We start from the raw sequence: 24,045 nt of genomic DNA on the forward strand, positions 1-24,045 counted from the left end.
TACCTCGTCACCACCGACCCGGCACGCCAACGTGGGGCACATGAACAACCAGACTCCCCCCACCCCGGGGGCCGCGCCCCGGCCGGTCCGCGAGTTCGCGATGCGCTTCACCTCGTCCACGCGCGGGGCACGCCTCGCCCGGCGTCTCGTCGCCCACCGGCTGGACTCCTGGGGGCACCCGTACACCAGCCACGCCAACGAGGCCCTGACGCTGATCACTTCGGAGCTGGCCGCCAACGCCGTACGGCACGGGCACGTCGCCGGGCGGGACTTCCACGTACGGCTCACGGAGACCGGCGGCTACCCGCACACGCTCCGCGTCGAGGTCACCGACACCCGCGCCGAACGCGTACCGCTGCTCGCGAGCCCGGAGCCGCCCGAGGACGAGGAGTCGGGCCGGGGCCTGATCATCGTCGACCAGTTGGCGACCCGCTGGGCAGTCGACCCGCGCGCCGGCGGCCCGGGAAAGACGGTGTGGGCGGAAGTGCGCCTCCGGCGGGAAACCGGCCCAACCGCCGCCAGGCCCCTGCCGCCCACGCGCACGCACGTCGGCTCCTGACGAGGAGACCGGACCCGCACACCGTGAAGTCCCGGTGCGCCACCTTGGTGTAGAGCTCGCCACGGAACTGAACACCGACGGGACAGGAACCGGCGCCGTGTCCGCCCCCGAGTGGCGCTCTTCGTCGACCGGCAGCCGAAGGGGCCGCCGCCAAAATGGAATATCACCTACCGGCGGAGTCCCCTTTCTCACTTTTCAAGGATCCTGCACAGCATCTCCCAGAAGTCACTCACGTACCCGTACGGTGCGTCTATCAACGACCGAAAGGGAACAGAACTGTGGGTAGATCCATCTATTTTTCGGCAGCATCTTTCACTGGTGGGGCAGCTTTGGTCGCCTCGTTACTGGCCATGGGCGCTCCGACAGCCGCCGCCGAAGGCATACCATCACTGCCGGCCGTCGCAGCAGAAGACAGCCGCAGCGAAGTCCAGAGCCTGACGGTGGACGAGCGCCTGACTCTCCAAGCGGAAATCGACGCAACCATCGCCGAGACCAACAATGGGGCGGCGCAGGTCAGCGCGAATGAAGTCTCCTGGAACGGCGGCGAAGTGATCATGGCGCTGCCTCTCCCCGGAGAGGCAGCCGCTCCGGCGCCCACCGAGGCCGCTCTCGCCCTCGATGGCGTGTCTGCGGCCGAAGTGGAAGCGGTGCAGGCGGAGGCGGCAAACTGGAACGGGTGCCCAGCCGGCGCGAACGACAATCGCTGGTATTGCTTCTACCAGTACGCGGGATTCGAAGGACGTCGAGTTCAGTGGAACCACGCCCATTGCTCTTCCGGTATCAACTTCGCCGACTACGGGTTCAACAACAAGACCACAGGAATCGTCAACACGACGAAAAACATCGACTTCTGGGGAATGAACCTGACCCTGTACCACGACTGGTTCTCAGGCAACGCACTCCGAGTGCCTCCGTACACCAAGATCTCACAGCTGGACTCATTCCACGACAACAAGTTCAGCAGCTTCCAGGCCTGCCGTAGGTAGGCGCGGATCACCCGTCGTCACGACCCAGAACCATGGACTCCAGAGTTTGAACGCGGCTGCTGAGTTCCTGGAGCCTCGCGGTCAGATCGGCCACCTGGGCGGCGAGTCCGGTGTCCGCCGGTTCCCGACCCGGGGTTCCAGGACCGACAGCGATGAAGTAGGTCTCCTGGTAGTCATCGTGCAGTTGCAGCAGGTCCTCGTCCCTGAGGCGCCTGATCGCCGACCGCACCTCGTCCTCCGACAAACCGTACAACCTCTCCACGACGGCGGTTTCCGGAAACAGCATCCCGCGCAGATACCGACGCTGCTCGATGCCGCGCCTCACGTCCCCCATCAGCCGTTCCGCAGGGTGCTCTTGATCGGCCGGCTGAGGCCCCGGAAGGGAGAGGGTTTCCAAACCGGATGGTCGTGCACGTTTCCTCTCGGGCATTCTCAGGACCTTTCGTCCGTGGTGGATACGGTCCGGCGCTTCAATGTCTCGGTCACTGCCAGTGTGGCCGGTACCCGGACGTTCAGGCTGCGCGGACTACCGAAAAGGGCCTCCTCGCTTCCCATCGGGTAACCGGTTGCGGGATCGAAGAAAACGGAGGTCCGCAGGGTGCTGCCCTTCCAGACCTCTTCCTGAGTCACCACGACCACCTTGCTGCCTTTCCAGGTGGTCGTGGACGAGACCCGCAGGCCCGGAGTGTCCGCCAGTACTCTGAGAGCCGCTGCTCGAAGTCCCGGAGCTACGGGGCCGGATCGCGACGCGTAGGTGAGCATGTCCGATACCCCGACGATGATCAGCCCTCCTTCCCAGTTCGCCATCTCAAGCTGCCGCGACAACCCATCAGGATTCTGCGCGAAGGGCTCGATGTCCTGCCAGGGGGATCCACCAGGGAACTGACCAGGCCCGTATTCGGCATCGCCGATCTTCTTCCCCGGGACGAGCCCGGCCTCCCGCGCCTCGCTCTCCTGGTCCGGGTTGGGGAAGATCGGATCCCCGTATGTACTGAGCTTCCGCCCGCCACCTTGCTTGTCGACCCAGGACTCGGTCACGGTCGGCACGGCCGCGTTGGCGACCCCACCTGGTACATCCCCTGCCGTATTCAGCCACCAGCCCCATGTCTTGGAGTACTGATAGCTTCCGCCGGAGTGCTCTTCGGGCAGAGCCTCCACCCGCTTGGCCATCTCCCGGAGATACTTCGCGGGAGTCTCCGGCACAGGCGACAAGGACAGCACCGGAGGTGTGACCGCCACCGCCGACGCCCCGCCCCCTTCCCCCGGCCACGGCAACCCACCGTTCAGTACGACAACCGATGCGCCTGCCAGGACCGCCGCGGCACCCAGCACGCTCCTGCGATTCGGGCCTGGCCGTGCTCGTACGGAGTTCTGTCGGGCGACTGAGCCTCGGAGCAGGGCGAGTTCCCGCTCCGCCCTCTCCGTCAGGCCCGCGGTACCGTCCGCTTGGTCCCTGGCGGGGTCGTCGTCCTGAGGCAGCAGCGCCCTCACCGCCTCCACGTCTCGGCTCATCTACTTCTCCCCTCCGATGCCAAATGCTGCTTCCGCACCGACGCCGGGCCCGCGTGGGCCAGCATTCGCTCCAACCGCACTCGGGCACGGTGCAGTTGGACGGCGAACGTCGCACGGCTGCGTCCCATGACCTTGGCCGCGTCACCCACATCAAGTCCGTCCCACGACACCAACAGCAGAACCTCACGGTCGGTCGCCGACAACCTGGCCAGGGCGCTCGCCGCGCCGAGGCGATCGAGCGCGGCTTCCTCGGCCGACGCCTGCGTAGCTTCGGACGTCGAGATCTCCAGACGTTTTCCCAGTGCCTCGAACCGATCGGTGGCACGTCGGTGGTTCGCGGCGACCTTTCGGGCTATTCCGTAGAGCCATGGCAACGGCTCCCCGTGCCTGTCTCCCCAGCGGCGCCAGGCCACGGTGAACACCTCAGCAGCGGCATCCTCGGCGTCGCCTGAGGGCAGCCTCCGTATGAGAAATCGCAACACGGGTCTGTAGGCGGCCCGGTAGACCACCTCGAAGGTGTCCCATTCGCCTTCGTCCACGCTCCCACCCACCCCACCCTCTTCCGGCCACAAGCGTCCTCCACCTCGTCTGTGTCCGGCAGCGCCCGCGCATTACAGTCTCGTTCGCCGCGCTTCCTCTGCTGTTCCGGACCAGATTCCGGCGTAGCGTGGTGCCGAGATGGAGTCCAGCACACGACGCTCGCTGGAAGGTCTTCCTCCACCCCACCCAGGCCAGACTGGTCGAACGGCGGTACAACGGCCCCGCCCGGGTGGGCGGCGGCCCCGGCACGGGCAAGACCATCGTCGCCCTGCACCGGGTGCGGCACCTCGTACGGCAGCTTCCCCCCGGCCGGGACAAACCCGTCCTCCTAACCACGTACAACAAGAACCTCGCCGCCGACCTGCGCTCCCGGCTGCTGGAGCTGGGTGGCGAGGAACTGCTGAGCCGGGTCGAGGTGAGCCACGTCGACCAGCTGGCCCTGCGCATCGTCCGTGAGGCCGAACCGGGCAGTGGCAAGCAGGCCATCGACGACAGTCAGGCCGTACGCGAATGGCGTGGGCTGCTCGACGAGTTGGGGGAGAACGGCTGGGACGCGGAGTTCCTGCACGACGAGTGGACGCAGGTCATCCTCGGCCAGGCCGTCGGCACACGCACCGACTACTTCCGGGCCCGGCGTGCCGGACGCGGCAGGAACATCGGCCGCGCGGAGCGCGCCGAGATCTGGCAGCTGGCCGAGCGCTTCGCGCAGCGGCTCGACCGGCTCGGGCGACAGACCTGGGACCAGGTGGCCGAGCGTGCCGCACGCCTGGAGATGGGCCGCGAACAGCGCATCCTTACCATCGACCGGCAGCGGGAGGCGACGGGCGGCCTCGACAACGTCCACGTCCAGGACGGTTCAGGAGGCTGGCTGCGCCACCGGTACCGCCACATCGTGGTGGACGAGGCACAGGATCTCCGGCCCGCCCACTGGAAGATGCTGCGTGCGATGACCGCTCGCGGTGCGGACGACCTGTTCCTGGTCGGCGACACCCACCAGCGCATCTACAAGAACCAGGTGACGCTGGGCAGTCTGGGCATCAACATCCGCGGCCGGTCCTCGAAGCTGAGCCTCAGTTACCGCACGACGCGACAGATCCTTCGCTCCGCCCTCGGTGCGCTGGGCGAGACGAAGTACGACGACCTCGACGGCAGCGAGGAGACCCTGGCCGGCTATCGGTCGGTGCTCAGCGGAGGGCGTCCGGCCGGGCACGCCTTCCCGGACTGGGCCGCCGAGCGGGAAGGAGTGGCCGCGCTCATCAAGGAGTGGGACGCCGACGAGGACACGGCCGTGCCGCACGAACAGATCGCGATCTGCGTGCCGACCAACCAGATGGCTGCCGAGATGGCGTACACGCTCAAACTGCACGGCATCGACTCGGTGGAAATCCGTTCCGACGGCCCGAACGGCTCCAGTGGCGTCCATATCGGCACGATGTTCCGGTTCAAGGGGCTGGAGTACCAGCGAATGATCATCGGGGGCGTGGCGGACGGGCTCGTACCCCGCGAGGGCGTCAACCGGCTGCGCGGTACGGACCCGGTCCGCCACCGGCACGAGATCCAGCGGGCGCGGTCCCTGCTATTCGTGGCGGCGACAAGAGCACGCGACAGTGTGGACATTTTCTGGCACGGGAGGCCGAGTCCGTTCCTTGACGGAACGTGGGAAGCGGCGGACCCTGCGGCTTCGACAACGTGAGTGAGCTGGAGCCACGCGCCGTCGTCGGCAGGGGGGGTGGCCCCGGCTCACAGACCGTGCTCGTCCATCAGCCGCATCAGGTTCCGCTTGCGTCGCAGGGAAGCCCGCAGAGCGGTGACGTACGTCGTGAACGCGTCCGGTGTGTCCAGGCGGCGGTGGCAGTCCCGGATGCTCAGCAGCAGGACGACGAGTTGCTCGTAGACCGCGTTGCCGGTCTGCGCCGTCAGGGGCTCGGCCAGGCGGAGGTAGACGGCGAGCGCGTCGGCGGGGCGGTCGGCGCGGACCTGGTCGGCGAGGGTGAGCCACTGCTTGTCGTGGGCGCCCGTTTCGGTGGCGGCCTGCCAGGCGGCCGTCGCGTCCCGGTCATCGAGGAGGGCGTCGACCAGGACCGAGCCTCCGTACCAGCCGCCCGGTTGCTGTCGCTCCGCGTCCGCCCGCAGCAGGGTCAGCGCCCCCTCGCGCTCGGCCGACCAACAGTCCGTGTCCCGTGCGGTGGCGCGCAACTGCTGGTACGCGAGCAGGGAGCGGCGGGCGGAGAAATGGGAGCGGCGCAGGGCTACGGCGTCGGGGAGGCGCCCTGCCCGTGCGTAGCGTTCGCAGAGGTGGTCGACGAGGGCGGTGTCGACGGTGGCGAGGTCCGGGGTCTCCCGGAGACCACGCTCCGCCCAGTTCAGGGCCTCGTCCGGGCGCCCGGCGGATTCCAGTTCGCGGGCGATGACCAGGTGCGTGTGGCCGTTCGGCGTGAGGTCGGCCGCGTGTACGGCGATCACCGTGTCGATGTCGCCCGCCGTCTTGGCCAGACGTTCCATCAGGTACTTCTCGGCCCACCCGGTACGGTTGCCCCGCCATGCCTCGACCACCAGCTTCCGCAGGGTGGTCATCCCCGCGTCGCCGAGGACGTCCCGGTAGTCGAGCGGGTCGATGTCGGTGAGGCCGGTGTCGAGGTCGCGGAGCGCTTGACCGAACAGCCAGTGCGCCAGCTCCTCCGGGTCGGGGCGGGCCGCACGGCATGCTTCGAGGTGGGCGTCGGCAAGGTCGACGGCCACCTGCCCGAGCCCTCCGTCGGAGTCGTCGACGCTCGTAGCGACCTCGGCCAGGAGCCGCATCGCCTCACGGGTCAACTCGATCGCGACGGTGGCCCGTCCGGAGCCGGTGAGCGCCCCGATCGCGGACACCGCCTGCCCGGCCTGGTCGGCGAAGGCGCGGGCGTCGGCGTACTCGACGTACCCGTACCGCGCGAACGGGCGTACGTCGAGCAGTTCGCGGACCTTCGCCCGGATCCCGGCGACGTCTCCACGGGCGCCCGCCGCCCGTAGCTCCAGGCGGCGGCGCAACCGCCGGTCCTCGCCGATCTGTTCCCGCACCAGAGTGAGCAACTCGTCCTTGGACAGGGCGGACAGCCACGCGTCGAGGTCGTGTGCGCGGTCCCGGGCCGCCTTCCGCTGCCGCGGCAGGCTGCTCCGCTGTGCGAGCAGGGTCAGTCCGAGGGCCACCAGGTGCTTGCAGAAGTTGCCCTCCATGCCGTACGGGCAGTCGCACCGCCCGGCCGGTCCGCCGGGCCCGTCCAGCGTCAGCGCGACCTCGTACCGGTCCGTGCCATGGACAGTCGCGGTCGCCCAGCCGTCCCCGACCTCCACCCCCGACACCGCGTCGAGGTAGCCGAGCCCACGCTCGTAGGAGCGGGCGCCTGCGCGGGCTTTGAGGTTCGCCTTGGTGAGGCCGCCCATCGTTCCTTCCAGTTCCTTCCGCCCTGTCTCACCGCTCCGTCTCATGCGAGGTCGTCCAGGAGGAGGTCCAGCGCCGCCTCCTCGTGCAGGGCGATCCCCAAGGCGTGCATCGTGGCGGTCAGTTCGGGGTCCCACGCCGCCTCGACCGGTGTGCCGGTGAGCGGGAGTGGTGGTGTGCCGTGCAGTTCGGCTCGCGTCGCGAGGTACTCGTAGTCCGGGGCGGTCATGCGCCAGGGCCGTGCTTCGTACCGTGCCGTGATCCGGTTGGCGAGGGTGATCCCCGGCCAGTCGAAGTCGCCGTGATAGGCGAAGGCGCAGTCGGTCGCGGCCAGCGTGTCCAGGAGGGTGAGGACGACCGTCGTCGCGCTGCCCGAGGTGCAGATCAGCGGGGCGGTGCGGCCGGCGTCCGCCGCGGCCTCCACCACGCGCGGGTTCTCGCAGACGTGGACGCGGGTGCCGCGGGGCAGTTCCAGGTGCAGGGTGCGCAGTTCGCGCAGGGTCAGGTGGGTCTCCAGGTGGTGGTCCGCGCGTTCCCGCAGGGCCGCCTCCTGCCAGGTGGCGCCCGTGGGGCGCAGTCCGTACGTCAGGACCGTGCTGGAGACCTCGTCCGGGGTGACCGAGGCCCGACGCCACAGGGCACGGCGGGACGGCGCGTCGGTGGGGAGGTCGACGTCCTGGGCCAGGGCGATGCCGCGCAGCACCAGGCGGGCGAGGAGGGTGCCGTCGTCCAGGCCGTGGGCCGAGCCCGTGGTGCGGGTGGCCAGTTCGCCGCGCCCCCAGACTACGGGGGCGAGGGCGGTGCCCCCGGCGGGAAAGAGGGTCGCGAGGGTCTGGATGGCTTGGGTGATGGTGGTCAGCGCGGTGCCGCGCGGCTGACGTGCGAGTGTGCCGGATCGCCGTATGTCCGTCAGCCACTGGTGGGCCCAGGGCTGGTCGGCCAGGGGCGTGGCGGCCAGAGCCGCTTCCGCCGCGGACCCCAGGCGGTGGCGTTCGGCCGCCACCGCGTCGCGGGCCGCTCGCCGGTCGGTCAGCGGCGGGCCCAGGGCGGCCAACGTCGCGGCCAGGCCGCGGCCGACCCCGCTGGCGCGCAGCCGGGTGTCCAGGTCGGGGAGGCGGATCGTGGCGGAGGTGCCGGTGAACGGCCGGGCCAGGAGGAGGGACAGGGATTCGCGTTCCTCCACGTCGAGGTGCTGGAGCCGGATGGTGCCGGTCGGTTGGAGGCCGCTTCGTTCGAGGCGGGTGCGTACCGCCGCCCAGAGGCGGCTCAGACCCGGCCGGGACAGGAACGCCACCGCCTCGGAGCCGAGGGGTGCCCCTGCCTTGGAGCCAACGGGTGCCCCTGCTTCGCGAGGAGGTCCGGGGTGGAAAGGCGGCCGCCCGCCGGTCGCCCGCGCGCTCGTCATACCGACACCAGCCTCCGCTGCCGCCCGTTCCACGTGTAGTGCAGCGTCGCCACACCCCGCACATGCGGGTCGCGCAGGCACTCGTAGATGTGCAGGGACGGTACGTCCGGCCAGTTACCGATGAGGCGTTCGCTCGTGAGGACGAAGTCGAGGTCCAGCTCGACCAGGATGCGGCCGAGGCGGGCGTGGGTGGGCTCGTCGACCTTGGCGAAGGCGTCGTCCAGGAGGATCAGGCGGGGTGCGTGGGGGGCCGACTCCGCGAGGCTCGTGAAGTGGGCGGCGGATGCGGCGAAGAGGACCAGGTAGGAGAGCACGCGTTGCTCGCCCTGGCTCATTCCGGTGCGGCCCGAGAGCTTGCGACGGCTCCCGGGGGCCGCGTCGCTCACCACCCAGGGCGTGAAGGAGAACCAGTCGCGGTAGTCGAGGGCCGTACGCAGGTGGGAGGCGTAGCCGGCAGCCGGGTCGGCACGGCGGGCGTCCTCGATACGCCGCTGGAGGACGTCGCGGAGTTGCTCGGACTGCTCACGGGTGCGCAGTCCGGAGGGGTTGCGCAACAGGTCCACGGCCGTCTTGACGTCCGCTTCCACGCCGTCGGCCAGCCTCCAGTCGAGGGTGACGCCCAGGCCGTGTGACGTACGGACCGTGGAGAGTGTGGTGTTCAGGGCGGCCACCAGCGCACCCGCGGCCAGGACTTGTGAGGACAGATGGTCGCCCAGTTCGCCGGTGAGGAAGCGCTGGAAGACCTCCCGTTCGCGTTCCGTCAGCCGGTTCCGGGCGTCGGCCGCCTGGGCGGCGATGCGCACACCGACGAGCGCGATGTCCTGCGGGCCGTGGTCGTCGACGAGCCGGCAGAGCTTGATGCCGTCGTGTTCCTCGATCGTCGCGTCGTAGCCGCCGGAGAGCTGGTCGCGCAGATCGGTGTGGCGGTTCAGGAGCGTCGTGTCCGAGATGTCGTCGCGTTCGGCGTCCAGTCGGTGATGAACGGCGTCGACGAGTCGGTGCAGGGCCTGAATGCGCTCCCGGGCGTCGCCATGCACCGGGTCGCGGGACTTCAGGGTCTCGGTCTCTCCACCGTGATCGTCCTCGTCGGCGTCGAGACCGGCGCCCTCCAGCACGCCGGGTCGCGACAGGGCCGTACGCAGACGTCTGCCACAGAGCAGCGCCTTGCCCTCCTGGGCGGCCAGCGCCTCGCGTCGCCCCTTCTCGTCCTCCTCCGCGCGCACTCGCGCGTCGTGCAGCTCAGCCATGTCCTGCCGTACGCCCGGAAGTTGGCGGGCCACCGCTTCCAGGCGGCGCTTCGCTTCGGCCTCACGGGCGAGGATCTCCTGCTCCGTCGCACCGAGCGCCTCCTCCAGAGCCCGGACGGTGCGGCGGGCGGCGTCCAGACGGTCGAGCGCCCGGGCGTGGTCGGTCTCGGCGTCCCGGCATGCCGCCACGGCCCGCTCGTGGTCCCTGCGGTGGCCGCCGTGTCCGTCGACCGCGGCCATGACCGCGCGGATCCGCCGCAGCAGTTGCTCCGTCCCCCGGCTCAGTCCCTTCAGGGCGAGGCGGACCGTGTCGAGTGCCGTCGGATCTGCCGGGAGGCCATGGGCGCCGGCCATCGCCTCGGTCTCCCTCCTCGCGGCGACAGCACGGGCTCTCGCCTCCTCGGCCTCCCGAGCGGCCGCCGTGGCCTGCCCGGCGAGGGACTCCGCGGCGCGCTGCGCCTCGGTCGTACGGGCCCACGCGTCGGTCAGACCACGTGCGGTGGGTGGTCGGCGCAGCACGTCGGTGACCAGCTTCCGGTGTCCGGTCAGCGCGCGCAGGCCCTGTTCGCCGCGCGCCGACTCGTCCTCCACCACGACCAGTCGACGGTCCAGTTCGGCCAGTTTCCGGCGTCGGGTCTCGGCACGCACCTCCGCGCCGACGTACTCGGCCGCCGGCTTGGTATGACGTCCACGCGCGATACCGAGTCTCCAGGAGCCGTCGGTGCCGAGGGCGGTAGGGGGTCCGTCGGCCGTCGGGCCACCCGCACCCCAGCCGTCCGGGAACGCCACCTGCTCCGGGAACGCCACCTGCTCCGGATCGGTCGGCTCCGTGACGCGCCGAGCACCGTCCCCGACCAGCGCCACCGCCTCCAGCACCCGCAGAACCTGCTCGGCGCCCACCCCGCTGTCCGGCACGTCAACCGGCCGCAGCACCCGCGCCAGCGTGGGCACGGCCAGCGGAGCGCCCGGAACCAGAAGGGTGTCCCGGGTGTCCGGGTCCAGGACCGTGCCGTCCGCCTGCACCCAGGCGTCGAGCAGGCCGCTCGCCTCCAGCGCGGCTTCGAGCCCGGCCCGTGCCTCGGGCGGGAGGCCGTCGGCGAAGTCCACCACCCGGTACAGGGGCGCGCCCGTACCGGCTGTGCGGGGCGCCGCACGATGGGGCGCGGCCGGCGGCTCGGGGTCGGTACGGCGTTCCCACTCCTCGCGATCGGCACGGAGCCGGTCCCGTTCGGTGTTCAGTTCCCGGAGGGTCAGGGCCAGGGTGTCGCGCTGCTCACTCAGGTCCTCCAGCCACGGGTCGACCGCGGCCCGGGCCGCGTCGGCCACGTCGTCGGGGGTCCGGGCAGGGAGGGGACCGTCGGCGGGGTCGTGGGTCAGCAGGCCTTCCACGGCATCCAGAGGCAGCCCCGTCAGGCTCCGCAACCGCTCGGCCCAGACGCGGGCCGCGTCGGCGTACGTTTCTCCCTCCCGCCCCGCTTCCCGCACACGCCGTTCGACCCGGGAGCGCGCCTGGTCCGTCTGTTCCTCCAGGCGCTCGCGGATCGCGTCCGCCTCCCGGGCCTCTCCCTGGGCCCGGTCGGACTCCCCGATGAGCGCGCGGAGTTCCGTGACGGACCGGGAGCGGTTTCTGATCACCGGTTGCGCGGCGTCGAGCCGGGCCTCCCATGCCTGGAGGGCAAGCGCGCAGGCCTCGGTGTCCACGGCCAGCACCTGACTGTGCCGTACGAGATGGAAGTCGCCTTCCGGAGCGGTCAGTTCGGCTGTCGTCGCGGGCAGCAGCGGTGCGGCGGGGGTCGCCTCGGGCTCCCCCAGGTGCACAGGGTCGAGCCCTGACCGCTCCGCCTCCCCGGCCAGTTCGCCGTGCATCGTGCTCAGTTCCACCAGCTCACCACCGAGCCGCCCGGCCTCGGCGGTGAGGCGCTGCCCCGCCTCCTCCTGATGGACATGGGCCTGCCGCAGCGACTTGAAGGCAGTGGTGGCCGCGCTGTGCAGGGCGGTGACGGTGGCACGCTTCTCGCCGAGTTCCGTCAGGCCGCGGTATCCGGCACTGGCGTGCAGCGCGGCCAGGTCGGTTTCCGCGTCGGCCTGCTCGCTCTCCAGCGTTTCGACGCGGGCGCCGAGCTCGGCCTCACGCTCACGGAGCGTCTCCGACTGCCTCGCCGCGTCGCCCGCGGCCTTGCGGTACTGCGCCAGTTGCTCCAGTTCACCGCCCGCGTCGTCCGCGTGGCGGCGCAACGCCCCGTGAAGATAGCCGCGGTAGTCGGCGAGGAAGGTGCGCAGTGCCTGGTCCGTCCGCTCCAGACGCCCGAGGTCGGCCCGTACGGCGTCGAGATCGTCGAGGTTGCGGGCCACCTTGTCCACGATCTCGTCGTCGAGGGCGGGCAGGGTCTCGGCGAGTACGGAGACCAGGCCGCCGGAGTCGATACGGTCGCCGATCGTCGGGCGGCGCAGCCGGTGGAGGAGGTGGAGGAGGTTGCGGTAGCGGGCGGGGTCGGTCAGGCCGAACAGTTCGCGGGCGACCCTGGCCCTGTGTTCCACGGCCCGGTCGGTGACGTTCTCCGGGCCGACGACGGACTTGAGCTGGTCGACGGGGAGCGGCTGACCGGCGGGGGCGAGGTGCAGCTCGTCGCCGACCCGGAGCGAGGTGGTGAAGAAGAACGGCTTGGCCGTCCTGGTCGACCGGGACGCGCGGATGGCCGCGCCGAGAGTGAGATGCCGGTGCGTGCCCTCCTCGTCGGTACGTGCGAACTCCACCCACAGATAGCCCAGTCGGTTGGTCTGTTCGAAGCCGTCGAGCATCAGCCACAGCAGGGTGGTGCGCCCGGTTCCCGTGGCGTCCAGGGCACGGGCATCGCCGTCGAGCAGGTACGGCAGCAGCATCTCCAGGGCCTTGGACTTGCCGGCGCCGTTCTTGCCGCGCAGCAGCAGCCGGCCGGCGCCGAAGGCGAACTCCTGCTCGTCGTACTGCCAGACGTTGCGGATCCCGGCGCGATGCAGTCGGTAGCGGTGCGGGGACGGCGGCTGGTTCACCGGGGCGGCTCCTTGGACGGATCGTCCGCGACGGACATCGGAGTCGCTGCCGATGCGGAGGTCGCTGAAGTTGGTGCGGATTCTGAGGGCGCCGGGAATTGATCGCCAAGGGAGTGGTCGGCAGGGGACGGGTCGGCAGGGGACGGGTCGCCAGGGGGCTTCACCGCCACGGTGGTGGCGTACCGGGCACCGGCGGCAAGCAGGATCCAGCCGCCCTTCGTACGGTCCTGGCCGCGCGCCCCCGAGACATCGGTGACGGCGCGGCCGTCGGCCGCCGACTCCTCGTACCCGTCGGGCACGCCGTGCCCGTCCGCGCGCACGGGCCCGACCGGCGCCATCAGGCGCATCCGGACGAGGAGGTCGAGGACGGCGGCGAGGAAGCCGACCCGGTCCTCCAGATGACCTCGTTGCCAGTTGCTGCGTCTGCCGTACTCGCCGACGATCTCGTCGAGCAGTTCGCGCAGCAGGCCGTCCGGGACGGCCACGCCGATGACGAGCCGCCCGCCGGTCGCGGGGTGGCCGGGGTCCGCGGGGCGCAGTCGGGCGACGAGCCTCTCCAGCAGGAGCAGCGCGGCTTGGGCCACGGTTCCGGTGCCGGGCAGGTGCAGGTCGGTGAGGTCGCCCTCGGGGTCCACCAGGGCGATGCCCTCGGCGCGGATCTCAGCCTCCAGACCGAGCAGTTCGGAGAACGCCTGGGCCTCGCGCCGCTGCCTGGTGCGCAGCCATTCACGCTCGGCGTCCGTGAGGTCGTCGAGGTGGACGACGGGGGTTTCGACAAGGCGCCTGCGGACGTAGGTGCGTGGCCCTCCGAATCCGGGGTCGGCGGCCCGGCGTACGAGGTCCGAGCCGTCGCGGCTCTGAGCGAGCGGGCCGGCGACGACGGCCCGCGCGATCTCGCGGTCCACGGTGAGCAGTGCCTCTCCGGCCCGTTCCTCGGCGACGGCGGAGACCTGGCCCTCGGTCTCCGTCAGGACACCCCAGTCGACGAGTTGCCGCAGCGCGGCGGCGAGGGTGCGCCGCTCGGCCTGCCGGCCGATGTCGGTGATCTCGATCCCGGCGTCGACGGCCGCGGCTCTCAGATCGGAGACGAGGCGGGAGAGCAGGAGTTGCTCCGGGGCGGTGACGAGCACCGAGAGGGCGAGGGCCAGATAGGAGTAGGTCCGTGGCGTGAACGGGGTCCCGGTGGACGGCCGCTCCAGGCGGTGCCCCGAACCGGGTCCCAGTCCCGCCTTGAACAGCCGGGCGTACGTGGCCTCCACCAGGAGGCGGTAGCCGAACACCTGTTGGAAGCGTTGGGCGAGCCAGTCCGCGTGACGTCGGACCAGCGGGAAGGTGTCGCTGTGCGGTCCGGAGCTGGTGACCAGGGGGTGGGCGAGCAGCAGCCGGGCGGCGGCGCGACGCTCGGCCGCGAGCGCGACGTCGTGGGCGGAGGGCAGGGCCATCAGGCGCTCGCCTCCCCGGACCTGTGCGGGGGCGCGTCCCGTACGGCATCCGCCCCAGCAAGACTCTCGACGGCGAGGGTGAGGTCGTCGACCGTCAGGTCGCCGTCGACGGAGCGCAGGACCGTATGCCGGCCGAGGGTGCGCCAGGCGGTCAGCCGTACGCCGAGATCCTCGTCCCTCGACTGCGCGCCGTCCAGCAGGAAGTCCTCGTCGTCCCCGCGCAGCCGGGCGTCGCCGAGGGCGATGGTCAGGAGCTCCAGAAGCAGGCGCATGCCGGGGGCACCGAGTCTCACCTGATCGAACCTGCCCGAGGCGCTGAGCAGTTCGTCGGCGGCCGCCCGCCGTTCCTCGGCCTGCCGCCGAGCCTGTTCGACGAGGCGGCGCTTCTGCTCGGAGTGGTCCTCCGCGGCAGCGGCCCGCCCGCGGGGAGCTCTGCTGCCACGCTCACGCAGCGCGACCGGCACGTCCACCACAGGGCCGGTCCACCAGCTCACATACGCGGGCACGGACCGGTCCGGGTCCGGCTCGACTCCCAGGTGCCGTGCGCCGTAGAGCCCGAACGCGGCGACCGCGATGTCGTGGGCCTCCTCGGGTTCCGCCGCGTCGAACCAGGCCGCCAGCCGCAGCAGGTCCTTGCGGCGGGACATCTCTCCGGACGCCGAGCGCAGCATCCGCTTGGCGTTGGCGAGGAGCGCCTGCAGGGCGCGCAGGGTGGCGTCCCGGAGCTGGTCCACCTGGCTCCCCTGCTCGTGCACACCGGTGTCGGTGAACCAGTCGCGCATCCCTTCCCAGTCCGCGAGGTCGCGTCCACGGCTGCGCTGCACCCGGGTCTCGGGCAGCCCGTCGGCGAGCGCCCCGATGCCGACCGTGTGCGTGTCGATCCGGGCGAGCAGGTCGGGCAGATGCGGCCATACGGCGTCCAGGTGCGCGGCGATGCGCGGGGCCCGGAAGGAGATGTCCTCGGTGATCGCCTCCACGTAGTCGAGCAGCAGCTCCTTGAACCCCTGGTACTCGGCGCCGTCGAGGTCGTAGCGCGCGAGCACCTGACCCAGGTATGCGTAGAAGTCCCGGACGGACTCGGCGAATTCGGCGAACTGCACGAAGAGTGTGCTGATCCGCTCCAGCGCCTGCTGAGGATCGGCGCCGCCCGCCGCACCGGCCATGGCGGCGACTTCGCGGAGCCCTCGGTCGACGAGGGTGAGCAACTCGCTGCTGACCTCGCGCGCGGCGTCCGCCCCGGCCAGCACCTCGTCCGCTTCGCGCTGCACCCGCTCCCCCAGCTTGGACAGCTGATAGCGCGACCTGGAACGTTGGTACTCGGCGATGCTGGTCGCCGTGACGCTGTGCGTGCTCCGCAGCAGATTGCCCCATTTCACCAGCCGTTCGAGCCGGTCGGTGAGCGTCTCCGCGTCGAGCCCCGCCCCTGGGCCGCCCGGCTCCGGGCTGCCCTGACCGCCCGCCCGGGCCAGCCTGGCCAGCACGTCCGGCACGGCCAGGTCCGCGAGCAGCGTGCCGCAGAACACCCGCATCACCGCGACGTACTCCAGGCGCTCGGGCGCGCTGAGGTAGGTGTAGGCGCTCAGCCGCTGCCAGAGCTCGCTGTCGCGCCCGCGATCAGGCCGGTCCTCGTTCGCTTCCTCGTACAGTTCGTCCCCCTCCATACCGACGAGCGTACGGATCGGCGCTGACACGCGAGACTTGGTTGGGAAGTTCGACGCCTCACGCACCGCTGCCCTGACCACCAACGCCATTCCCATTGGCCATGGGCAATCGGTCTGCGGGCACCGGGCAGCAGCATCATCCACTCCGATCACAAAGTGCATCTCGGGTCCTGGGCACTGCCTTGGCCGCTCGTCCGATGACTCTCTCCAAAGATCCGTGTCGAACCGGTCACGGAGGAGATCGCCGATGAAGCGACCGGCCTCTTGAAGGAAACGGGCCTGCACGGCCACCAGTACGCCATCGAAGCGGCTCTCGCCGCCGTCGCTCTGCGGCAGCCCGGCCCGGTCACCGTGTTCACGTCGGACGAGGACGACATCGCACGCTGTGCGCCGACCGCGTGGTCGTCGTGAAGCTCTGAGCCGGGCGCACCTGTCCCCCTTCTCGCTTCGTTTCCCTGCCGCCCCGATCCGAGGTCTGCTACTGGTCCGGATCGTGGGGGAGGATCCGGAGGTACGGGTGGCCACCGTGGCCACCAGCAACGGCACAGCCTCCCGCCGGACCCGCCCTCACCGTCGACGGGCATTGAAGTTCTGACACGGAAGAGGAGACATGACCAGAACGGTCAAGTATCGCCTGCGCAGCCCCATTGGCGGACTGACGGCCAACCTCACAGCACATGCACGGCCTTCCGCCGAATCGGACCCCCCGGACGTGCAGATCCACGGCAACGTACGCCTGGCTCTGCCGCCCGGTGGACTGCACTGGAAAGATCTCGCATGGCTATCCTTCGGCGTCGCTCTCAATGCACCGGAATTGACCAAGAGATTTCCTCAGGGAATCACCATCCAAGTCACCTCGATCGAAGCACCATTGAGCGACTACCGCTCAGAAGTCGCAGCGCTGGCAATGAACCTGTGGTTGCACGAAGAGTTCGAAATTCCCCTCAACAACGCCGGCGCGGAATACAATGCATCGTCCAGAGATTACGAATTCAGATGGAACGACGAGGGAGACCCATTCTCCGACCCTTTGATTGATCCGCGATAAAATGACGCATTCACTGGTTTGAATGGACTCCACATGTCGACCCGAAGCACGCGTGCGATGCAAGCACTCAGCAGGTTTGGAGAACTTGGCTGGTTTTCTCTGCCTTCAGAGAAACACCCTGTGCACGGACACCCACAGGTGCCGTATATGGGGTGGCGCTACACATCTACCCAAGAAGACGTCGCACGCCTCATGGAAGATGCCGTAGAAGCACTGCCAACAAAAGCAGAATGGACACTCGACAGGACAAGAAGAAATTGGCTCCTGGTCCCAACGAGGATTCTGCGTGAAGCACATGGGCTCGACAGCCCAGCATTCGCCAAAATTGTCCACTCCATAAACACTCGGGACCACGAATTTTGTTCAAGAGCGCTATCAGACCTCGACCTCACCCTCCAGCGCCTGCAGCAGGTCCCGATCCCGAAAGAATGATCATCTACTACGGTCTGGAGCGTCGGCACACCGAGCGGATCTGCGCCCTCGACGCCCGTGAACGGCCCCATGAGGGTGGCGGGGCGCCGCGCGAGCAGGAGCCGAGCGTGGGCACGGGGCACTGCCCAGCGGTGGCCCGAACGAGCCACCGCATCCGCCGAACTCGGCCGCATCCGCGCCGACGCAGAGGCCAACGCGCGTGAGCGGGGAAGGACACAGTAAAGCGTGCAGGAATCGAGTGCATGGAATGAGGGATCCAAGATCGATCCCGCCGCATTGAATCCACGGAACATCCCCCTCCGTTCAATCGGCGAACTGGAAGACCTGGCCTCCAGAAAAGATGGACCTGCTATCGAATGGCAGGTGTGGCAGACACTGCACACATTTGCAGTGGGCCGGATGAACGATGCCGGCCTGAGTGCTGAAACTCGCCTTCGCTGGGTCCGCCTTGCCTTGACCGCACTCAAGCGGAAAGGTGAGAATTCCGAGCCCGACACTGCAGCCGCTTTATCCGTTGAGGCCTACATTCGCGCCTACGCAATCCGAGAGTTCGGCGCCATGCAGGACGGGGGTATCCGCGACCCTGCAGATCTGTGCAACTCGGTGTTCCGGGAGATCGGAATAGCAAGAGCCGAGGTACACGCTCAGACCACGGACTGGCACACCCGACCAGTTCCGGAAATCTTGCACCTCCGACGCATCAAGAACATGTTGACCCCGCTGCGGGATCTGGAGGGCGTAATCCCTGTGAACGATCCAGCACGCGACGAGCTATCAGCCTGGTTGCCCTTGATCCATGATCTGCCCTGACAGATCATGGATCAGCGCGCCTTCATTTCCCTCCACTTCGGCCCGGCTTCGTTCTGCGCAGCCTGGGTGTAGTTGAGGTGTCTGTGGCGGTGGACTTCGAGGCCGTCTGGCTCCCCGAGGAGGATGATCGGCCGCTCGGAGATCTTGCTGCCGATCACTGCGGTCTGGACGAGCCGAGAGTCAAAGGCGACCCGGGCCATGACATGTGGCTTCCGTTCCGGGCGGGCGCTAGGTGTTCTGTCCACGGAGGTTGGTGACGGAGGTCTCGGCTGAGGGATCTTGAAATGGGTGAGGGCCTTCTGGCTCGGTGTGGATTGCGACATCTGCACCGGCGACCAGAAAGGCCCTCGTGCCCCACCGCAATGCACCCCTGACCGAGACCGGACGACTGCGCCTGGCCCGCTGCGTCGTGGACGACAACTGGCCCCTGCGGCGGGCCGCGGAACGCTTCCAAGTCCCCGTGAGCACCGCCAAGCGGTGGGCCGACCGCTACCGCGCGTTCTGCGAGGCGGGTATGGCCGACCGCTCCAGCCGCCCCCACACCAGCCCACGGCGGACCCCGACGCGGACCGAGCGGCGGATCATCAAGGTGCGCGTGCTGCGCCGCTGGGGACCCGCACGAATCGCGAGCCTGCTGCGGCTGGTGCCCTCCACCGTGCACCGGGTACTGACCCGATTCGGTCTGGCCCGCCTGACACACCTGGACCGGGCCACCGGCCGCGTCATACGCCGCTACGAACGCAACCGGCCCGGCGAACTGGTCCACGTCGACATCAAGAAGCTCGGCAACATCCCCGACGGCGGCGGCCACAAGGTCCTCGGCCGCCAAGCAGGCCGCAGGACGCGTTCCGGCGCCGGCTACAGCTACATCCACACCGCCGTCGACGACCACTCCCGCCTCGCCTACAGCGAGATCCTCGCCGACGAGAAGAAGGAGACCGCCGTCGCCTCCTGGAGCCGGGCACAAGCGTTCTTCACCTCCTGTGCGATCACCGTCGAACGTGTCCTGACCGACAACGGCTCCTGCTACAGGTCCCGCCTGGGGCGCGACGCCCTGGCCGCAGCCGGGATCACCCACAAGCGCACGCGCGCCTACCGGCCCCATTATCGGCGGAGCGTCAAGGCGCACACCTAGGTCCCGAGGCACGTCGCGGGTGGAGGAGAGGGCCCGGAACCGGGTGTACCGGAAAGGCCCGTGCATCACCCTCGTCGTCGACGTCATGGCCGAACAGCTCACCCTGGCCCTACTGTTCCGCGGACTCGGCCTGAGCGCCGCGCACGTCCAGGGCGACGCCACTCGGCCCCAGCGCAGCCGGCGGCTGCAGGTCAGGCTCGCCGCACGCGGGGAACACTCATCGCTGTCCGAGGGACTTCCGCGGGACGTTTCGCCATAGGAGTTCACATGGTCCGCTCGATGCGCTCAGGCTGTCGGCCGGATCGGCTAGCTTGTTGCGGAGCCGCTTCGACAGCTCCCGCCCAACGAGCCCGACCGAAGGACAGACGTGCAGACGACGCCGCTCAGCCCCGAAGATCCGGCACAGATCGGTGGCTTCGAGCTGTTGGGCCGGATCGGGCAGGGCGGCATGGGACAGGTGTACCTGGGCGAGTCTCCGGGCGGTGAGCCGGCCGCGGTGAAGATCATCAAGCCGTCGGTCGTCGATTCGACCGCTCGGCTGCGTTTCGCGCAGGAGATCGAGATCCTGAAGACGGTCTGGGGCGCGCGGATCGCGCAGCTCCTCGACGCGGACGCGGAGGCGGAACAGCCTTGGCTCGCCACCGAGTACGTGGAGGGACCGGATCTCGGCAAGCACGTCATGACACACGGCCCGCTGCCCGCGCTCCTCGTCCTGTCGCTCGGCGCCACTCTCGCCGAAGGCCTGGGTTATGTGCACAAGCAGGGTCTGCTGCACCGGGACCTGAAGCCCGCTAACATCCTGCTCGGCCCGAACGGTCCCAAGATCATCGACTTCGGCCTGGCCGTCTTCGCCGAGTCGAGCGCCTCCCTCACCGCCGCCAACACGGTCGTGGGCACCCCGTCCTGTATGCCGCCCGAGCAGGCCAACGGCGTGAAGCCGCTCACGAGCGCCGTCGACGTGTACGCACTGGGTACGGTTCTGCTGTTCGCCGCGACGGGCCACCTGCCGTACCACGCGAACAACATCCACGTGCTCTTCCACATGGTGACCGATCCGGCGACCGCCCCCGATCTGACGGGAGTGCCACCCGAGCTGGTCCCCCTCCTGACGGCCATGCTGTCCCACCAGGCTCAGGACCGGCCCACGATCCCCGAGGTGGTCCAGCAGTGCCGCAGCCTGGTCGAGGTGCAAGGGCTGAAGCTCGCCCAGGCACGTCGGCGCCTCACCACCTACACGGCCGCGCCTCCTCAGGACTTCCCGACGCTGCTGGCGGCGCCGGTGCCGGAAAGCGCGACTCTTCCAGCTCCCGTCCCGGCCGTATCCGATCCCGCAACCACGCCGCGCCAGGACGAACCGCCGACCGTACCCATGATCGTGGACGGGCCCACTGCGGATACCCAGCCCACCATGCATCTCGCCGCGCCACAGCAGGCAACGCCGACCGAGCCGCCTGTACACACCGCGCCTACGGCCCCGGTGGCTCCGAGCACGGAGGACGAGCAGAGCCCCCGGAACACACCGGACGTGCCACTGCGGCCCCGGCCCACCGGGCGGCCGCCGGCTCGCTCCCTGCGTCATTCCGCCCAGGCCCGCCGCACCGCCCAGCAACTGCGCGAGGCCTACGCGGCACGCGCCGCGTTCTGACCCACGTCCCATTCGTTCCGGGCCCACCCGGTGCCCTCACACCCCACGCCATTGACCTGCGGGTCTGCCCCGGTGAGGGTGGTTCACGCGCTTTGCCTCCCATACGGCACAGTGGAGCGGTACAACAGCGTGAGCGGCAGGTGTGCCCGAGCCGGGGGACTTCCGCGACAACAGCACAGCACGACGGACACGGGAGGCAGCGGGTGACCGCCCAGCAGAGCAGCACCGCACCGGTCGGTTCTCGCCCCGACGGGGAGGACCAGTTTCCGGCAGGCGCGCAGGTCTTCGTGCGCGACGAGGTGTGGCTCGTGCGGAACTCCGTGCGCACCGAGCACGACGGCGCGAAGGTCGACGTCGTGGGCGTGTCCGACTTCGTACGGGACCAGGAGGCCGTGTTCTTCACCGGCCTGGACACGATCGAGCTGATCGACCCCCGCCGTACGAAGCTGGTCCGGGACGAGTCGTCGAACTTCCGCCGCTCCCGTCTCTTCCTGGAGGCGGTCCTGCGCAAGACCGCGCTGCCGCAGTCCGAGCGCCGGCTGGCCCTCGCCGACTCCTTCCTCCTCGACTCCCTCCCCTACCAGCGCCGCCCCGCCGAGCTGGCCCTGTCGGGCCGCAACCTGCGCCCGCGGCTGCTGATCGCCGACGTGGTCGGTCTGGGCAAGACCCTGGAGATCGGTCTGACGCTGGCCGAGCTGATCCGGCGGGGGCGTGGCGAGCGGATCCTGGTGGTCACCCCGCAGCACGTCCTGGAGCAGTTCCAGCACGAGCTGTGGACCCGGTTCGCGATCCCTCTCGTACGGCTGGACTCGGTCGGCATCGAGCGGATCCAGCGGGAGATCCCGGCGGGCCGGAACCCGTTCACGTACTTCAAGCGGGTCATCGTCTCGATCGACACCCTGAAGAACACCGACCAGTACAAGCACCACCTGGAGCGCATCAACTGGGACGCGGTCGTCATCGACGAGTCGCACAACCTGATCAACCGCGGCTCCCTGCGCAACCAGCTCGCTCAGATCCTCGCCCCGCGCACGGACGCCCTGATCCTCGCCTCCGCGACCCCGCACAACGGTGACGCGAAGTCGTTCGCTGAGCTGATCGGCCTTCTCGACCCGGCGGCGATCCGCGATCCGGAGCACTACCGCGCCGAGGACATCGAGCACCTCTTCATCCGCCGTACGAAGATCAGCCCTGAGGTCCGTGAGCAGATGAAGGGCCAGTGGGCTGACCGCGGTCCCTCCCAGTCGGTACGGTGTGCGGCCACGCCCGCCGAGGAGAAGATCTTCGAGGAGCTGGCGACGGTCTGGCTGCCCGGCGAGAACGGCACCTCGGTGAGCGGCGTGCCCCTCTTCCCGTACACGCTGCTGAAGTCGTTCCTGTCCTCGCACGCCGCGCTGAAGGCGACGGTGGCCGCGCGCATCAAGACGCTGGAGAAGAAGGACGACCCGACGGCGACCCGTGCCGAACTCGCCGCGCTCCGCACTCTCCAGGAACTGGTGGCGCCGCTGACGGAAGCCGACTCGGCGAAGTTCGCGGCGCTGGTCGAGCAGCTGAGGGCGATCGGTGTCGGCCCGAAGTCGGACGCGCGGGTGGTGGTCTTCTCCGAGCGGGTGCAGACCCTGGAGTGGCTGCGTACGGTGCTTCCGGCGGCCCTCGGTTTCCGGGGCCGCGCGGCCGAGGAGGCGACGCGGGTGATGCACGGCGGCCTGTCGGACGAGCAGCAGATGCAGTGCGTGGAGGACTTCGGCCTCGCGGACGCGCCCGTACGGATCCTGCTGACCGGCGATGTGGCGTCCGAGGGCGTCAACCTGCACCGCCAGTGCCACCAGCTGATCCACTACGACGTGCCGTGGTCGCTGATCCGCATCGAGCAGCGCAACGGCCGTATCGACCGCTACGGCCAGGCCCACCAGCCGCAGTTCCGCGCGCTGATCCTCACCAGCGAGGTGGAGGGCGCGAAGGACGACACGGTGGTGGCGGAGCGGCTGCTGGACCGGGAGGACCAGGCGCACCGGGCGCTGGGCACGGCCGAGGCGGTGACGGGCCTGTACCGGGCGGAGGCCGAGGAGAAGTCCCTCATCCAGGATCTGCTGCGCGGCCGTACGGTGGACGAGTCGCTGGACGCGCACCGGGCGGAGGCCGAGGCGGACGCGGCCATGGACGACTTCCTGGCGGACTTCTTCGGTTCGGTGGGCGACGCCGAACCGGGCGCGGAGGACGGCGATCCGCAGGAGGCCCAGGGAAGCGGTGCCGACGCGTCGGCACCGGGCGGCACGGGGGCGGGAGCGGGCAACGCGGCGGTGCCGCGCCTCTTCACCTCCACCGCCGAATTCCTCGACGAGGCGCTGCGCGAGGTGTTCCCCGACGCGACCACCAGCCTGGACCTGCACCGGGACACCGAGACGGGCCTGCTGTCGTTCCGCCCACCCACCGACCTGGTGCACCGGCTCAAGGCACTCCCGCTGGACTACGTACGCGAACAGCGCCTGCGCGAACGGCTGTTGGTGACCTTCAACCGCCGGCTCGCCGAGCACTCCCTGAAGCGGGCCCGCGAGTCGTCCACGTCCAGCTGGCCGGAGATCTCCCTGCTCACGGATCTGCACCCGGTGGTGGAGTGGCTGACGGACAAGGTCCTGGTACGCCTGGGCCGCCAGGAGGCCCTGATCATCACGGCGGACGTGCCGGAGCCCACGTACCTCGTCCAGGGCGTCTACTCCAACGCGCTGGGCCGTCCGACCGTCGTCAAGTGGATGGGCGTGACACGGGGCGGCACGGTCGAAGACGACATGGTCGGCCTCCTGCGCCGCTCCGGAGTCGGACCGACCATGGCCAACCCGATGCGCCACAGCGAACCGGCGACCGCGCTGGAGACCGGCATTCCCGACGCCCTGGCCGCCGCCGAGCAATTCCTCGACCGGCACCGGGACGCCTGGGACGAGCCGCTGCGCAAGCCGATCGACGACTACAAGGCACGCCTGGGCGACTGGGAGCAGCCCACCCTCGCCGGGGAGCGGACGAAGAAGTCGCTCGCCTCGTTCGCGGACTCACTGCTGACCACCGGCCGCCCCCTGATGCGGGTCCTCGCCGTCCTGGTCCCCGACCCTGAGGCGCCCGCGCGTCCGCCGTCCACGGCCTGAGCCCGCGCGCGGGCCCTCCCCAGGCGGCCCGGCCCGCC

At 69.8% G+C, this 24,045-nt stretch carries 16 protein-coding genes and 2 pseudogenes; 9 read left to right on the forward strand and 9 right to left on the reverse strand.

The genetic code is table 11. The annotated features are described in order from the left end of the window. The first annotated feature begins 40 nt into the window (after positions 1–40). Both PUR53_RS46025 and PUR53_RS46030 read left to right on the forward strand, forming a co-directional pair. Entirely contained in the window at positions 41–559 is a 519-nt protein-coding gene (locus PUR53_RS46025) for an ATP-binding protein (protein ID WP_329912431.1), read from the forward strand. 278 nt (positions 560–837) lie between these two features. Continuing rightward, positions 838–1,545, forward strand: coding sequence for a hypothetical protein (locus PUR53_RS46030; RefSeq protein ID WP_329912432.1), 708 nt, complete (start codon positions 838–840; stop codon positions 1,543–1,545). A 7-nt stretch (positions 1,546–1,552) separates the two neighbouring features. Here the strand turns inward: PUR53_RS46030 and PUR53_RS46035 are convergent, their stop codons facing one another. The 3 genes from PUR53_RS46035 to PUR53_RS46045 all read right to left on the reverse strand — a co-directional run bounded on the left by PUR53_RS46035 (position 1,553) and on the right by PUR53_RS46045 (position 3,596). Next, the gene (locus PUR53_RS46035) at positions 1,553–1,879 is read right to left on the reverse strand and encodes a hypothetical protein (protein ID WP_329912433.1); all 327 of its coding nucleotides are present in this window, start codon (positions 1,877–1,879) and stop codon (positions 1,553–1,555) included. 98 nt (positions 1,880–1,977) lie between these two features. Next, a complete protein-coding gene (locus PUR53_RS46040) occupies positions 1,978–2,715 on the reverse strand; it encodes a hypothetical protein (RefSeq protein ID WP_329912434.1) in 738 nt (245 codons plus the stop codon). A gap of 338 nt (positions 2,716–3,053) precedes the next feature. Further along, positions 3,054–3,596 (reverse strand): RNA polymerase sigma factor, encoded by a 543-nt coding sequence (locus tag PUR53_RS46045; protein WP_329912435.1) that lies wholly within the window; start codon positions 3,594–3,596, stop codon positions 3,054–3,056. A 161-nt stretch (positions 3,597–3,757) separates the two neighbouring features. On the opposite strand from PUR53_RS46045, the pseudogene PUR53_RS46050 reads away from it, so the two are divergent. Beyond that, positions 3,758–5,290: pseudogene (locus PUR53_RS46050) on the forward strand (UvrD-helicase domain-containing protein); the annotation flags it as partial. Positions 5,291–5,337: 47 nt separating this feature from the next. Here the strand turns inward: PUR53_RS46050 and PUR53_RS46055 are convergent. The 5 genes from PUR53_RS46055 to PUR53_RS46075 form a co-directional block, all read right to left on the reverse strand. After that, the gene (locus PUR53_RS46055) at positions 5,338–7,017 is read right to left on the reverse strand and encodes an SWIM zinc finger family protein (RefSeq protein WP_329912618.1); all 1,680 of its coding nucleotides are present in this window, start codon (positions 7,015–7,017) and stop codon (positions 5,338–5,340) included. A 41-nt stretch (positions 7,018–7,058) separates the two neighbouring features. Then, positions 7,059–8,309 carry a TIGR02679 family protein gene (locus PUR53_RS46060; protein ID WP_329912436.1) on the reverse strand — a complete coding sequence of 417 codons (1,251 nt, stop codon included), beginning with the start codon at positions 8,307–8,309 and terminating at the stop codon, positions 7,059–7,061. A 107-nt stretch (positions 8,310–8,416) separates the two neighbouring features. Next, entirely contained in the window at positions 8,417–12,697 is a 4,281-nt protein-coding gene (locus PUR53_RS46065) for a TIGR02680 family protein (protein WP_329912437.1), read from the reverse strand. Further along, a complete protein-coding gene (locus PUR53_RS46070; protein ID WP_329912438.1) occupies positions 12,694–14,139 on the reverse strand; it encodes a TIGR02678 family protein in 1,446 nt (481 codons plus the stop codon). The genes PUR53_RS46065 and PUR53_RS46070 overlap by 4 nt, the downstream gene beginning before the upstream one ends. Beyond that, on the reverse strand, positions 14,139–15,800 hold the full coding sequence (locus PUR53_RS46075) for a TIGR02677 family protein (RefSeq protein ID WP_329912439.1): 1,662 nt from the start codon (positions 15,798–15,800) through the stop codon (positions 14,139–14,141). Before PUR53_RS46075 ends, PUR53_RS46070 begins: the two co-directional genes overlap by 1 nt. Positions 15,801–16,064: 264 nt before the next feature. On the opposite strand from PUR53_RS46075, the gene PUR53_RS46080 reads away from it, so the two are divergent. From PUR53_RS46080 to PUR53_RS46090, 3 genes are all read left to right on the forward strand, one after another. After that, a complete protein-coding gene (locus PUR53_RS46080) occupies positions 16,065–16,211 on the forward strand; it encodes a hypothetical protein (RefSeq protein ID WP_329912440.1) in 147 nt (48 codons plus the stop codon). A gap of 199 nt (positions 16,212–16,410) precedes the next feature. Beyond that, complete coding sequence (locus tag PUR53_RS46085; RefSeq protein ID WP_329912441.1) at positions 16,411–16,848, forward strand: hypothetical protein; 438 nt, start codon at positions 16,411–16,413, stop codon at positions 16,846–16,848. Positions 16,849–17,505: 657 nt separating this feature from the next. After that, a complete protein-coding gene (locus PUR53_RS46090) occupies positions 17,506–18,090 on the forward strand; it encodes a hypothetical protein (protein WP_329912442.1) in 585 nt (194 codons plus the stop codon). An 11-nt stretch (positions 18,091–18,101) separates the two neighbouring features. On the opposite strand, the gene PUR53_RS46095 is transcribed toward PUR53_RS46090, so the two are convergent. After that, positions 18,102–18,290 carry a hypothetical protein gene (locus PUR53_RS46095; protein ID WP_329912443.1) on the reverse strand — a complete coding sequence of 63 codons (189 nt, stop codon included), beginning with the start codon at positions 18,288–18,290 and terminating at the stop codon, positions 18,102–18,104. 149 nt (positions 18,291–18,439) lie between these two features. On the opposite strand from PUR53_RS46095, the pseudogene PUR53_RS46100 reads away from it, so the two are divergent. From PUR53_RS46100 to PUR53_RS46110, 3 genes and pseudogenes are all read left to right on the forward strand, one after another. Further along, positions 18,440–19,213: pseudogene (locus PUR53_RS46100) on the forward strand (IS481 family transposase); the annotation flags it as partial. A 379-nt stretch (positions 19,214–19,592) separates the two neighbouring features. After that, positions 19,593–20,870, forward strand: a complete 1,278-nt coding sequence (locus PUR53_RS46105; protein ID WP_329912444.1) for a serine/threonine protein kinase — start codon at positions 19,593–19,595, stop codon at positions 20,868–20,870. A 203-nt stretch (positions 20,871–21,073) separates the two neighbouring features. Continuing rightward, positions 21,074–24,007 (forward strand): DEAD/DEAH box helicase, encoded by a 2,934-nt coding sequence (locus PUR53_RS46110; RefSeq protein WP_329912445.1) that lies wholly within the window; start codon positions 21,074–21,076, stop codon positions 24,005–24,007. The last annotated feature ends 38 nt before the right edge of the window (positions 24,008–24,045 follow it).

The sequence above is a fragment of the Streptomyces sp. SP18BB07 genome (assembly GCF_036322545.1).
GTDB lineage: Bacteria > Actinomycetota > Actinomycetes > Streptomycetales > Streptomycetaceae > Streptomyces > Streptomyces deccanensis.